The organism is Aeromicrobium fastidiosum, assembly GCF_017876595.1.
Classification (GTDB): Bacteria; Actinomycetota; Actinomycetes; order Propionibacteriales; family Nocardioidaceae; genus Aeromicrobium; species Aeromicrobium fastidiosum.
Genome location: NZ_JAGIOG010000001.1, coordinates 2,600,988 through 2,614,204 on the forward strand (window position 1 = coordinate 2,600,988; position 13,217 = coordinate 2,614,204).

General features: G+C 71.8%; 15 protein-coding genes and 1 riboswitch. All 15 genes read left to right on the forward strand.

Annotated elements, in window-relative coordinates; genetic code table 11:
* Positions 1–78: 78 nt before the first annotated feature.
* The 15 genes from ilvN to JOF40_RS12950 all read left to right on the forward strand — a co-directional run bounded on the left by ilvN (position 79) and on the right by JOF40_RS12950 (position 13,217).
* Positions 79–612: an acetolactate synthase small subunit gene (ilvN, locus tag JOF40_RS12880; protein ID WP_129185884.1), complete on the forward strand. Its 534-nt coding sequence runs from the start codon at positions 79–81 to the stop codon at positions 610–612.
* Between the two features lie 46 nt (positions 613–658).
* Positions 659–1,684 carry a ketol-acid reductoisomerase gene (gene ilvC, locus JOF40_RS12885; protein WP_129185885.1) on the forward strand — a complete coding sequence of 342 codons (1,026 nt, stop codon included), beginning with the start codon at positions 659–661 and terminating at the stop codon, positions 1,682–1,684.
* A 153-nt stretch (positions 1,685–1,837) separates the two neighbouring features.
* Positions 1,838–1,933, forward strand: a riboswitch (TPP riboswitch).
* Positions 1,923–2,726, forward strand: a complete 804-nt coding sequence (gene thiM / locus JOF40_RS12890; protein ID WP_129185886.1) for a hydroxyethylthiazole kinase — start codon at positions 1,923–1,925, stop codon at positions 2,724–2,726. It overlaps the preceding riboswitch by 11 nt.
* The gene (thiE, locus tag JOF40_RS12895; RefSeq protein ID WP_129185887.1) at positions 2,723–3,364 is read left to right on the forward strand and encodes a thiamine phosphate synthase; all 642 of its coding nucleotides are present in this window, start codon (positions 2,723–2,725) and stop codon (positions 3,362–3,364) included. Before thiM ends, thiE begins: the two co-directional genes overlap by 4 nt.
* Entirely contained in the window at positions 3,361–4,158 is a 798-nt protein-coding gene (gene thiD / locus JOF40_RS12900; RefSeq protein WP_209674587.1) for a bifunctional hydroxymethylpyrimidine kinase/phosphomethylpyrimidine kinase, read from the forward strand. The genes thiE and thiD overlap by 4 nt, the downstream gene beginning before the upstream one ends.
* Entirely contained in the window at positions 4,155–4,811 is a 657-nt protein-coding gene (locus JOF40_RS12905) for a TenA family protein (protein ID WP_129185888.1), read from the forward strand. Before thiD ends, JOF40_RS12905 begins: the two co-directional genes overlap by 4 nt.
* Positions 4,812–4,888: 77 nt before the next feature.
* Positions 4,889–5,731 (forward strand): amidohydrolase family protein, encoded by an 843-nt coding sequence (locus JOF40_RS12910; protein ID WP_129185889.1) that lies wholly within the window; start codon positions 4,889–4,891, stop codon positions 5,729–5,731.
* 84 nt (positions 5,732–5,815) lie between these two features.
* Entirely contained in the window at positions 5,816–6,340 is a 525-nt protein-coding gene (locus JOF40_RS12915; RefSeq protein WP_129185890.1) for an MSMEG_0572/Sll0783 family nitrogen starvation response protein, read from the forward strand.
* A 2-nt stretch (positions 6,341–6,342) separates the two neighbouring features.
* On the forward strand, positions 6,343–7,434 hold the full coding sequence (locus tag JOF40_RS12920; RefSeq protein WP_129185891.1) for an MSMEG_0568 family radical SAM protein: 1,092 nt from the start codon (positions 6,343–6,345) through the stop codon (positions 7,432–7,434).
* Between the two features lie 4 nt (positions 7,435–7,438).
* Positions 7,439–8,887, forward strand: coding sequence for an MSMEG_0567/sll0787 family protein (locus JOF40_RS12925; protein WP_129185892.1), 1,449 nt, complete (start codon positions 7,439–7,441; stop codon positions 8,885–8,887).
* The gene (locus JOF40_RS12930; protein ID WP_129185893.1) at positions 8,884–9,735 is read left to right on the forward strand and encodes a carbon-nitrogen hydrolase family protein; all 852 of its coding nucleotides are present in this window, start codon (positions 8,884–8,886) and stop codon (positions 9,733–9,735) included. The genes JOF40_RS12925 and JOF40_RS12930 overlap by 4 nt, the downstream gene beginning before the upstream one ends.
* Positions 9,728–10,036: an MSMEG_0570 family nitrogen starvation response protein gene (locus tag JOF40_RS12935; RefSeq protein ID WP_129185894.1), complete on the forward strand. Its 309-nt coding sequence runs from the start codon at positions 9,728–9,730 to the stop codon at positions 10,034–10,036. Before JOF40_RS12930 ends, JOF40_RS12935 begins: the two co-directional genes overlap by 8 nt.
* Positions 10,033–11,286, forward strand: a complete 1,254-nt coding sequence (locus JOF40_RS12940; protein WP_129185895.1) for an MSMEG_0569 family flavin-dependent oxidoreductase — start codon at positions 10,033–10,035, stop codon at positions 11,284–11,286. The genes JOF40_RS12935 and JOF40_RS12940 overlap by 4 nt, the downstream gene beginning before the upstream one ends.
* A 3-nt stretch (positions 11,287–11,289) precedes the next feature.
* Entirely contained in the window at positions 11,290–12,138 is an 849-nt protein-coding gene (locus tag JOF40_RS12945; RefSeq protein ID WP_129185896.1) for a carbon-nitrogen hydrolase family protein, read from the forward strand.
* Positions 12,135–13,217, forward strand: coding sequence for an MSMEG_0565 family glycosyltransferase (locus JOF40_RS12950; RefSeq protein ID WP_129185897.1), 1,083 nt, complete (start codon positions 12,135–12,137; stop codon positions 13,215–13,217). The genes JOF40_RS12945 and JOF40_RS12950 overlap by 4 nt, the downstream gene beginning before the upstream one ends.

The following is a 13,217-nucleotide window of genomic DNA, read 5'->3' on the forward strand; positions in this document are numbered from 1 at the left end:
TGAGCGCCAGCGAATGAACCATGTCAGGCATGCAGTCCCGGCTGCGTACCGTGCCCTTCCCACGCAGGGGGGACTGCGATGACGACGCAGCACACTCTCTCCGTCCTGGTCGAGAACACCCCCGGTGTCCTCGCCCGCGTGTCGAGCCTGTTCATGCGCCGCGGCTTCAACATCGAGTCGCTCGCCGTGGGTCCGACCGAGATCCCAGAGATCTCGCGCATGACGATCGTCGTCAACGTCGACGAGCTGCCCCTCGAGCAGGTCACCAAGCAGCTCAACAAGCTCGTCAACGTGCTCAAGATCGTCGAGCTCGACTCGTCCAGCGCGGTCGAGCGCGAGCTGATGCTGATCAAGGTCAAGACCGACCCGCAGACCCGCGGACAGGTGCTCGAGACCGTCAATCTGTTCAGGGCTAAGGTGGTCGACGTGGCCACCGATGCCGTGACCATCGAGGCGACGGGCGACGCCGGCAAGCTCACGGCGATGCTCAACGTCCTCGAGCCCTTCGGCATCCGCGAGATCGCCCAGTCGGGACGTGTGGCCATCGGCCGCGGACCCCGATCGATCACCGACCGCACGCTGCGCACCGTCCCCGGCACGCAGGCCAGCTGACCACCCCCGAACCCCTTCATCACGCCTTCCAAGGAGACCTGAACCCGTGGCTGAACTCTTTTACGACGACGACGCAGACCTGAGCATCATCCAGGGCCGCAACGTGGCTGTCATCGGATACGGAAGCCAGGGTCACGCTCACGCGCTCAACCTGCGCGACTCCGGTGTCGACGTGCGCGTCGGACTGCCCGCCAACTCCAAGAGCCGCGCCAAGGCCGAGGCCGAGGGCCTGCGGGTCCGCGACGTCGCCGAGGCCGTGGAGGAGGCCGACGTCATCGTGATCCTCGCGCCCGACCAGGTGCAGCGTCACGTCTACGCCGAGCACATCGAGCCCAACCTGGTCGACGGCGACGCTCTCGTCTTCGGTCACGGCTTCAACGTCCGCTTCGGCTACATCGCGCCGCCCAAGGGCGTCGACGTCGTGCTCGTCGCGCCGAAGGCCCCGGGCCACACAGTCCGTCGCGAGTTCGTCGACGGCCGCGGCATCCCCGACATCATCGCGGTCGAGCAGGACGCCAGCGGCAAGGCGTGGGACCTCGCGCTGTCGTACGCCAAGGCCATCGGCGGCACCCGCGCCGGCGTCATCAAGACGACGTTCACCGAGGAGACCGAGACCGATCTGTTCGGCGAGCAGGCCGTGCTGTGCGGCGGCATGTCGCACCTGGTCCAGGCCGGCTTCGAGACGCTGACCGAGGCGGGCTACCAGCCCGAGATCGCCTACTTCGAGGTGCTGCACGAGCTCAAGCTCATCGTCGACCTCATGTGGGAGGGCGGCATCGCCAAGCAGCGCTGGAGCATCTCCGACACCGCCGAGTACGGCGACTACGTCTCGGGACCGCGCATCATCGACGGCTCGGTCAAGGAGCGCATGCAGAGCGTCCTCGCCGAGATCCAGGACGGCACGTTCGCCAAGCGCTTCATCGACGACCAGGACGCCGGCGCGCCGGAGTTCCTGCGCCTGCGCGAGGAGGAGGCCGGACACCCCATCGAGAAGACCGGCAAGATCCTGCGCTCGCACTTCTCCTGGAAGCAGCAGGACGCCGACTACATCGACGGCCAGGCCGCCCGCTAGTCACCACCACCCCGCTCGCGAGTCACCCAGTACCCCTCGGCGAGTCACTCGTTCACACCTCGTGTGTGAGCGAGTGGCTCGCCGTTGGTGATTCAGCGACTCGCGAGCGTGAGGGGGCGCTCTGGGCGGCGGAGCGGGATGTGTATCGTCGGCGTCATACAGCCGGGGTGCCCCACGAGGGGCTGAGATGAGACCCGACGAACCTGATCCGGTTAGCACCGGCGCTAGGGAGCCTGTCATGAGTAGCACTGTCACGTCCGCGACCCCGTCGATCGTCGCGGCGGTCCGCGCGCAGTCACCGTTGGTGCAGTACCTGACCAACTACGTCTCGATGGACGTCGCCGCCAACGTCCTCAACGCCGTCGGGGCGTCGCCGGCGATGGTGCACGACCCGCACGAGTCGGGGGAGTTCGCGCGCATCGCCTCGGCCGTCGGCGTCAACATCGGCACGCCGTCACCGAGCTGGGTCGACGGGATGATCGAGGCGGCCCGGGCCGCGCACGAAGTGGGCACGCCCTGGGTGCTCGACCCCGTGGCGGTCGGGGCGACGGCCTACCGGCGCGAGATCGTCGCACAGCTGCTGGAGCACCGGCCGACGGTCGTGCGCGGCAACGCCAGCGAGATCCTCGCGATCGCCACGTCGCAGACCGGGGGCCGCGGCGTCGACAGCGACGCCGCCTCGTCGGACGCCGTCGACGCGGCGAGGGGTCTCGCCCGTGACCTGGCGACCGTCGTCGTGGTCACCGGGGTGGAGGACGTCGTCACCGACGGCTCCCGCACCGCGGTCGTGCACGGAGGCCACGCCTGGATGCCGATGGTCACCGCGCTCGGGTGCTCGGCCACGGCGCTGGTCGCGGCGTGCTGCGCCGTCGAGCCCGACGCCCTCGAGGCCTCGGTCGCGGCGATGGTGATGCTCGCGGTCGCGGGCGAGCGGGCCGGCGAGCGCTCGGCGGGGCCGGGATCGTTCCGGGTCGCGCTCCTCGACGAGCTGGCGGCGCTCGACGACGTCCGCGTGGCCTCGGCCCGGGTCGTCCGGTCGTGACCATCGACCTGCGCCTGTACCTCGTCACCGACCCCGGAACGGAGCGGCTCGACGACGTCGTGGCCGCGGCTGTCAGCGGGGGAGCGACCTGCGTGCAGGTGCGTGACAAGCACGCCACGACACGAGCCCTGACCGATCGGGCGCGGGCCCTGCGGGCGACGCTGCCGGCTCATGTGGCCGTCATCGTCGACGACGACGTCGAGGCCGCGCGGGCCGTCGACGGCGTGCACGTCGGCACCGGCGACGTCCCGCCCAGCGTCGCGCGGGCCACGCTCGGACCGGATGCCGTCATCGGCTGGTCGATCAACCACCTCGACCAGCTGGGCGACGACACGCAGCTGGCGGCGTGCGACTACGTCGCGGTCAGCCCCGTGTGGGCGACGGTGACCAAGCCCGATGCGACCGAGCCGTTCGGGCTGGCGGGCGTCCGGGCCGTGGCGGACCTGCTCGCGCGGCGGCTCCCGCTGGTGGCGATCGGCGGCATCGACCTCGACAGGACGGCCGACGTCGTCCGCGCCGGTGCCGACGGGGTGGCGGTCGTGAGCGCGATCTGCGGCGCGGCCGATCCGCGGTCTGCGGCGGAGCACCTGCGCCGCGTGGTCGACGCCGCACTCGCGGAGACGGCGGCGGTGCGATGACCCGCACGGGAGTCATGCTGACCATCGCGGGATCGGACCCCTCGGGCGGTGCCGGCATCCAGGCCGATCTCAAGACGGCAGCCGCACTGGGCGTCTACGGTGCCACGGTCGTCACGGCCCTGACGGCGCAGAACACGCTGGGCGTCACCGGGGTGCACGCCGTGCCGGCGGCCTTCGTCAGGCAGCAGTACGAGGCCGTCGTCACGGACCTCGACGTGCGCGCCGTCAAGATCGGCATGCTCGGCTCGGTCGAGGTCGTCCGGGCCGTCGCGGCGATGCTGCGGGAGCGCCCTGTGCCCGCGGTCGTGCTCGACCCCGTCATGGTCGCGACGTCCGGCGACCGGCTCGTGCCCGAGGACGCCGCCGCCGCGATCCGTGAGCTGCTCGTGCCGCTGGCGTCGCTCGTGACGCCCAACGTGCCCGAGGCCGAGGTGCTGACGGGGCTCGGCATCGACTCGCCGGACGACCTCGAGGCGGCCGCGCGGGCTCTGCTCGCACTCGGCCCCGGCGCGGTGCTGGCCAAGGGCGGGCATCTCGACGGTGACCGGTGTGTCGACGTGCTGGTCTCGGCGAGTGGCGTCCGCCGTCTCGAGTCGCCCCGGGTGCGCACCCGCAACACCCATGGCACGGGCTGCACCCTCTCGTCGGCGATCGCCGCGTACCTCGTGCGTGGGGACGACCTGCCCGACGCGGTGACGTCGGCCAAGGACTACCTGACGCGGGCGCTGGTCGCCGGTGCCGGGCTCGAGCTGGGGCGCGGCAGCGGGCCCGTCGACCACCGGGTGCACGGATGACCGCCGTCTCGCAGGAGTGCTGGCAGTCGGTCGGCGACTGGTTCGACGCGATCTGCCGGCACGGGTTCGTCATGGGGCTGGCCGACGGATCGCTGCCCGAGGACGTCTTCGCCCGCTACCTGGTCGACGACGCCCACTACCTCGACCGCTACGCGCGGGTGCTGTCGACGCTGGCGGCACGGGCCCCGGACGTCGCCGGGGTCGAGCTGCTGGCCGGATCCGCGGTGGGGGCCGTCGCCGCGGAGCGTGAGCTGCACCGGGCCTACCTGGTCCCTCGTGGCCTCGATCCCGACACGGCGGCCGTGCCCGAGGCGTCACCGACGTGCGTCGCCTACACCGGCTCGCTCGAGGCCGCCGCGCACGCGGCGCCGTTCGACGTCGCGCTGGCTGCGGTGCTGCCGTGCTTCCGCGTGTACGCCGAGGTCGGACGGCACGTCATGGCGCGCCGTGCGCCGGGCGACCATCCGTTCGGGGCATGGATCGACGCCTACGCGGCGCCGGAGTTCGACGAGGCGGTCGGCCGCGCCGAGGCCTACCTCGATGCCGTCGCGACTGATCGCACCGCGGTCCTGCACGCCTACCGTCGCTCGACCCGCTTCGAGTGGATGTTCTGGGACAGCGCCTGGCGCGGCGAGGCCTGGCCGGTCGCGTAACACGCGGACACAGCCACTTCACGGGCCTTTGTTCCGGGCGTGACCAACCCGAAACATCCGGGGCGCTGACTGGATGCATGACGTTGACCGGATGCTTGACCAAGAGCGTGTTCGACAGCCACCGTCACATCGGCGCGCTGCCTGCGTACCCGTTCTACGGCGGCCCCGCGATCCGCGCCGACGTCACCGCCAAGGAGACCGTCGAGGGCTTCTTCGCCGACCTCGACCGCGAGGGCACCGAACGCGCGCTCGTGCTGCCCAACTACGGCGTGCCGGTGCCCGATGCGGCCTTCGACCTCAACCCGTTGGCGGTCGAGGCAGCACAGAAGGACGACCGCGTCAGCTGCGGCCTCTGGGTCTCGCCCAAGGCATCCGACGCCGCGCGCAACGACGAGGCGCTGAAGCTCGTGGGGGAGTCGGGCGTCAAGGCGCTCAAGACGAGCTTCCTGCTCGGCGGTCACCCCACAGACCCCGACTGCGCCGACGAGATCGACAAGATCTTCACGACCGCCGCGCAGAACGACCTGGTCGTGCACGTGCACACCTCGCCGGGCGCCGCGTCCGACATCGACCAGGTCGGGACGCTCGTCGACACGTACGGCGACGACACCAAGATCCACCTCGTCCACCTCGGCGGCGGCATGAGCGGACACATGAAGCTCATCGGCGGTCGCCTCTTCGACTGGATCGAGGCCGGCAAGCAGGTCTACACCGACACGAGCTGGACGATCGGCTTCGCGCCGGTCTGGCTCGTGCAGGAGATCGAGAGGCGCGGCGTCGGCCACGACCGCATCCTGTTCGCCACCGATTGCCCCTGGGGCGACTTCGAGGGCGAGCACGCGCGCCTGTCTGCCGTCGCGAAGGACCCCGAGCTGTTCGAGGCATTCTTCCGCGGCAACTTCGAGAGCTTGTACGGCTGAGCCGTCGTACGGCTGACTCCCACGAACCCTGGCCGCATCCCACCGGCCAGTGCAGCACCCCATACCCATCGCACAGGAGACGACATGACCGAGATCGACGACCAGATCACCGCCAACATCGAGGCCTCGCTCGCCGAGATCCAGCACCCCTCGCTGCCGAAGGGCACCAACCTCTACGGCTCGACCAAGATCTTCCCCGACTACCAGGCCGAGGAGGGGCAGTCGTACTTCACGCTGATCCACGGCATCCCGCACGAGTCGTCGGTCAGCTTCGTCGCGATCCTGCAGGCCACCCGCGCACTGCGCAAGGGCTTCGAGACCGCGATCTACTTCTACGGTCCCGGCACGCTCGCGTGCTCGGCCAACCGCGGCTTCCCGACGACCGGCGACGCGGGCTTCCCGGGCGAGCTCAACATGAACGCCTCGCTCGAGACGTACATCGCCGAGGGCGGGACGGTCTACTGCTGCCGCTTCGGCCTGGCGCTGCACGGCATCCGCGAGGAGGACCTGATCGAGGGCGTCATTCCCGCGCACCCGCTCGACGTGCAGGACGCGATCATCCACTACGCCCGCAAGGGCGCGATCATCAACTCCGTCTACAACCTCTGATCATGACCGCGCCCGCCTGCGGTGGATCCACCGCCACACGGACGACGACCCGGGTCGACGTCGCGATCCAGGGCATCCGGCTGCTCGACGCGCCCGTGAGCCGGCAGTCGGGTGCGGGACCGAGCGATGACGGTCACGTGCTGCTCGGGGGGGTCGGGACCGCGATCCCGATCAATCCCGACAGCCCGTTCACGATCAACCGGGGGCGCCTGCTCCTCGACGGGGCCGACACCGGCCTCGGCGTGGAGCCGGTGCGCCGCCCGGCGTTCTACGACCTCGAGACCGCCGACGGCGTCTCGTACGAGAAGATCGCGCGCCTGCACTCGGCCAACGTGCTCGCCACGACCGTCGTGCAGACGTGCGTGCGGTACGACGAGGCCGAACGGTGCCGGTTCTGCGCGATCGAGAAGTCGCTCGAGGCGGGCTCGACGATCGCGGTCAAGACGCCCGCGCAGATCGCCGAGGTGGCCAAGGCCGCCCACGAGCTCGACGGCATCACCCAGATGGTGATGACGACCGGCACGTCGAACGGACGCGACCGCGGTGCGACCCACCTGGCACGGTGCGTGCGGGCCGTGCGCGAGGTGCTGCCCGATCTCGCGATCCAGGTGCAGTGCGAGCCGCCGGCCGACCTGCGCACGATCACCGACCTGTACGAGGCCGGTGCCCGGTCGATCGGCATCCACGTCGAGTCGATGGACGACGAGGTGCGCCGCCGCTGGATGCCGGGCAAGTCGACGGTGCCGCTCGACGAGTACCGCGCCGCGTGGCGCGAGGCCGTCCGCGTGTTCGGCCACAACCAGGTCTCGACCTATCTGCTGGTCGGGCTGGGCGAGGACCCGGACGAGATGGTTGCCTCAGCGCAGGAGCTCGTCGACATGGGCGTCTACCCCTTCGTCGTGCCGTTCAGGCCGCTGGCCGGCACGCTCGCGACGGACGTCGACGGCGTGGCCCCGCCGCCCGCCGAGGTGCTGCAGGACGTGACCCGTCGTGTCGCCCACGCCCTGATGGAGGCCGGCATGCACGGCTCCGACCAGGCCGCCGGGTGCGCCGCGTGCGGTGCCTGCAGCGTGCTCCAGAGCGAAGGGGCGTGACGAGATGACGATCGTCGACCTCGACCGGGGCATCCTGACCGGCACGCGGCCCGTCCCCGTGCCGACCTTCATCGTCGAGCAGGCACACGCGCGCGCCGACCTCGACGCCTTCCGGGCGCTGCGGCGCGAGGTGTTCGTCGCGGAGCAGGGGATCTTCGATGCGGACGACCACGACCGCATCGACGACGACCCGCGCGCCGTCGTGCTGGTCGCCCGGGCAACCGACGGGACGCTGCTCGGCGGAGTCCGTGTCGCGCCCGCCGTCGAGGGACGCGACATCGGCTGGTGGTCCGGGAGCCGGCTGGCCGTCAGCGCCGAGGCACGCACGCACGCGGGCATCGGCGCGGCACTCGTGCGGGCTGCCTGCGCCCGGGCCGAGGCCGAGGGTGCGCTGCGCTTCGACGCGACGGTGCAGGCACAGAACGAGCGGCTGTTCCGCCGACTCGGGTGGAGGTCGCTGACGACGCTCGACGTGCACGGCCGTCCGCACGTCCACATGCTGTGGCCGATCGACCGGGCCCAGCGGCTCGCCGACGCCACCAAGGCGGTCCTCGGATCGCTGCTGCACGACCTCGGCGGTGGCGGTGCCGCTGCCTTGACCGGTGCCCTGGGCGGTACGGGGTTCATCGGCGACGATGCGGCCCCCGTGCCCGGCTCGGACCTGCTGGCCGCATGCGACGCGATCCTGCCGTCGATGGTCGAGCGCGATCCCGAGTGGGCCGGCTGGTGCGCCGTGCTGGTCAACCTCAACGACATCTCCGCGATGGGCGCCTCGCCCGTCGGTCTGCTCGACGCCGTCGGTGCCCGGGACGCCTCGTTCGCGCGGCGGATCTTCCGGGGCCTGCGGGCCGCCTCGCAGGCCTGGGGGGTGCCGATCATCGGCGGGCACACGCAGCTGGGTGTCCCGGCCGCGCTCAGCGTCACGGCGCTGGGCCGCACCGACTCCCCGGTCGCCGGGGGTGGCGGCAGCCCGGGGGAGTCCTTGAGGCTGACCGCCGATCTCGGCGGCGAATGGCGGCCCGGCTACACCGGCAGCCAGTGGGACTCCTCGTCGCACCGCCGCGCAGGCGAGCTGCGCGCGCTGGCCGGGGTCGTCCCGGCGCTGCGCCCCACGGCGGCCAAGGACGTCAGCATGGCCGGCGTCATCGGCACGACGGGGATGCTCGCCGAGGCGAGCGGCTGCAAGGCCGTCCTCGACGTCGACCAGGTGCCCATGCCACCGGCGACGACGGCCGGCGACTGGATGACCTGCTTCCCGGGGTTCGCGATGGTCACGACAGAGCGCACCCCGGCACGCGCCGCGCTTCCGGCCTTCGTCGACACCGTCGTCTGCGGACGGCTGACCGACGGGCGCGGGGTCGACCTGCGCTGGCCCGACGGCGTCGTGACCTCCGCGATCACCGACACCGTCACCGGACTGCCCACCATCACGACGACGAAGGACCGCTCATGACCATCACCCACCTGGCCGCGGCATCGGCCGCCTTCGGGCGAGACCTCGACGAGGCCTACGCGCTGATCGCCCGGCTCGTCGACGAGGCGCGAGCACGCGACGTCCGACTGCTCGCACTGCCCGAGGCGACGCTGGGCGGCTACCTCTCGACGCTGCACACCGATGGTGACGGCCCCGACTCGCTGCCACCCGTCCTCGACGTGGACGGACCCGAGCTGCGCCGGGTCGCCGAGATCGCCGGCGACATGACCCTCGTGCTCGGCTTCTGCGAGGCGGACGGCGGCACCCGCTACAACAGCGCGGCGGCCGTGAACGGTGACGGCGTGCTGGGCGTGCACCGCAAGGTGCACCAGCCGCTGGGAGAGAACCTCTACTACGAGGCCGGAGACGTGTACCAAGCCGTCGACACTCCGGTCGGCAGGCTCGGCATGCTGATCTGCTACGACAAGGCCTTCCCCGAGGCGGCGCGCGCCCTGGCCCTCGACGGGGCACAGGTCGTTGCCTGCATCTCGGCCTGGCCCTCGTCGCGCACCGCGGGTGCTGCCGACATCGCCGAGGACCGGTGGACCAAGCGGTTCAACCTGTTCGACCAGGCGCGGGCGCTCGAGAACCAGATCGTGTGGGTCGCCGCCAACCAGGTCGGCACGTTCGGGTCGATGCGGTTCGTCGCGAACGCCAAGATCGTCGGGCCGGGCGGCGACGTGCTCGCCACGACCGGCACCGACGCCGGGCTGGCGATCGCCGGGGTCGACCTCGACGAGGCGCTCGACACCGCGCGGCGGTCGATGTTCCACCTGCGCGACCGCCGCCCCGAGACCTACGTCATGAAGGCGCCGGTCCATGCCTGAGATGACCGTGACGGTGCGCTGGCCCGACGGGCGCGTCGCCGACTGCTACTCGCCGTCGCTCGTGATGCACGACCACCTGTCCGCCGGGACGTCGTACCGCGTCGACGAGTTCGTCCGCCGGGCCGCGGTGGCCCTCGGCGAGGCGAGCGAGCGCGTCCGGGCCACGTACGGCTTCACGTGCTCGGCGTCGGCCGCCTCGCTCGAGCGCATCGAGCGGAGCGCCGCGACCTTCGACCCGCACGACTCGGTCGACGTCCTCGACATGCAACCACCCCTTCCCGTCACCCAGGAGACCGCATGAGCATTCCCGTCGCGATCGTCGGCGCCGGCCAGGCCGGACTGTCGGTCAGCTGGTTCCTGAAGCGGGAGGGCGTCGAGCACGTGCTGCTCGAGGCGTCCACCACCGCCCACGAGTGGACCGATCGGCGGTGGGACAACTTCACCCTCGTGACGCCCAACTGGCACTGCCGGCTGCCCGGCTACGCGTACGACGGCGACGATCCCGACGGGTTCATGACCCGCGAGCAGGTCGCCGCCTGGCTGGCGGGCTACGCCGACAGCTTCGCCCCGCCTGTCCGCGAGCACACCGCCGTGACGTCGCTGGTCGAGCGTGACGGCGGCGGGTTCGTGCTGACGCTGCGGGGACCGGACGGCGAAGAGACACTCGAGGCCGAGCACGTCGTCCTGGCGACCGGCGGCTACCACGTGCCGATCGTGCCGCCGTTCGCCGCGGCGATCGACCCGTCGATCACGCAGGTGCACTCGGCCGACTACCGCAACGCCAGCCAGCTGCCGGACGGCGACGTGCTCGTCGTGGGATCGGGACAGTCGGGCGCGCAGATCGCCGAGGACCTCCACCTGGAGGGACGGTCGGTGCACCTCGCGCTGGGCGACGCGCCACGCGTCGCGCGCACCTACCGTGGGCGTGACTGCATGACCTGGCTCGCCGACATGGGCCTGTACGACACCCCCGTGCAGCAGTACCCGGGCGGTCGGGCGGCACGGGAGAAGACCAATCACTACGTCACGGGCCGCGACGGCGGGCGCGACATCGACCTGCGCCAGTTCGCGGCCGAGGGCATGCGCCTGTACGGGCTGATGTCGGGCGCGGAGGGCACGACCCTGTCGTTCGAACCGACCATGACGCAGGCCCTCGACAGCGCGGACGCGGTCTACAACTCGATCTGCCGCGACATCGACGCGTACATCGAGCGGGAGGGCATCGACGCCCCGCCCGGTGGCCGGTACGACCCGGTCTGGGTGCCCGACCACGAGCCGCGGGTGCTCGACCTCGCAGCTGCCGGCGTCACGTCGATCATCTGGGGCATCGGCTACCGACCCGACTACCGCTGGGTCAAGGTGGGGGTGTTCGACGGTGCTGCGGCACCCACCCACACGCGTGGCGTGACGTCGGTGCCGGGGCTCTACTTCCTCGGCCTGCCGTGGATGCACACGTGGGGATCGGGACGGTTCGCCGGCATCGCACGCGACGCCGAGCATGTCTTCTCGTGCATCGTCGGGGCTCGCCGGCCCGCCGCGGCGGATCGCTAGGCCGTGCGCCTGGCCTCGGTCGCCGCGCACTTCGGGCGCGACATCGACCGGTCGCTCGAGAAGATGGCCGGCATCGTCGCCGACGCCCGCAGCGCTGGCGTCGACCTGCTGGTCTTTCCCGACGCGACCCTCGGCGGCTACCTCTCCGACCTGCGGCACCCGGACGCCCATGCGCTGCCGCCTGCCGTCACGGAGGACTCGTTCGAGGTCGGCCGGGTCGTCGCGATGGCCGGCGACATGACGGTGTGCTTCGGCTACACCGAGGAGGAGGTCGTCGACGGGCACGCGCATACCTACAACGCGGCACTGTGCGTGACGGGCGACGGCATCCTCGGCCGCCACCGCAAGGTGCACCAGCCCGCGGGGGAGGCCCTGGCCTACCGGGCCGGCTCGACGTTCGAGGCCTTCGACAGCCCGGTCGGGCGCATGGGGATGATGATCGACTACGACAAGACCTTCCCCGAGGCGGCCCGGTCGCTGGCCCTCGACGGCGCGCACGTCGTGGCCTGCCTGTCGGCGTGGCCCGCGAGCGTCACCGACCGGGCGTCCCGCCTGCCGCAGGACCGGCAGTCGCGCCTGTTCGACCTCTACGACAGCGCGCGGGCCGCCGAGAACCAGATCGTGTGGGTCTCGTCCAACCAGACGGGCGTCATGGGCGGTCTGCGGTTCCTGGGCCAGGCGAAGATCGTCGGCCCCGGCGGTGACGTGCTGGCCCGGACGTGGTCGAAGGGCGCGCTCGCCGTCGCCGAGATCGATGTGGAGGCCGAGATCGTCCGGGCCCGGCGCATCCTGCACCACCTCGACGAGCGCGCGCCGGACAGCTACGTCACGACGCCGCGGGGGGACGCGTGAGGATCGCGCTGCTGACGTACTCGACCAAGCCGCGAGGCGGCGTCGTGCACACGCTGGCCCTGGCCGAGGCGCTGAGCCGCGCGGGGGCCGAGGTCGACGTCTGGACGCTCGGACGTGGGGGCGACGCGACGTTCTACCGCGCCGTCGACCCGTCCGTCGGGGTTCACGCGGTGCCGTTCCCCGAGCAGCCCGGCGAGGACGTCGGGGCGCGCATCCAGCGGTCCATCGTGGTGCTGCGCGACGCCTTCAGGCCCGACGCCTACGACATCGTGCACGCGCAGGACTGCATCAGCGCCAATGCCGCGCTGCCGTGCCTGCGCACGATCCACCACCTCGACACCTTCACGACGCCCGAGCTGGTCGCGTGCCACGAGCGGGCGGTCGTCGACCCGGTCGGACGCATCTGCGTCTCGGAGTCGGTCGCCGCGGAGGTCAAGGCGGGCTGGGGCCTGCAGCCGACCGTGATCCCCAACGGGGTCGACGCTGGGCGATTCGCCCGGGCCGCCGGTCCAGACGGCGCGGCGGGGCGGGCGGCGTGGCACGACCGGCTCGGGCCGTACGTCCTCGCGCTGGGTGGCATCGAGCCGCGCAAGGGCAGCATCGACCTGCTCGAGGCCTATGCGCTGATGCGGCGCCGCTGCGCAGACGTCCGCCTGGTGTTCGCGGGCGGCGAGACATTGTTCGACTACCGCGACTACCGGGCCGCCTTCGAGCGGCGCGCCGCCGAGCTGAGCGTCGACCACGAGATGCTCGGCGTCGTCGACGAGGGCGAGCTGGCGTCCCTGGTGGCCGGCGCGGCGGCGATGGCGTTCGTGTCGACCAAGGAGGGCTTCGGGCTCGCGGCCATGGAGGCGCTCGCGGCGGGGGTGCCGGTCGTCGCCCGTGACCTGCCGGTGCTGCGCGAGGTCTTCGGCGACGCCGTGCGGTTCGCCTCCGAGCCCATGGCGATGGCCGGGGCGCTGGCCGCGGTGCTGTCCGACCCGCCCGATCCGCAGATCGGCCGCGACCTGGCGGCGTCCTACACGTGGGAGGCGGCGGCGCGGGCGCACCTCGACTTCTACGCCGCGCACCTGACGTGA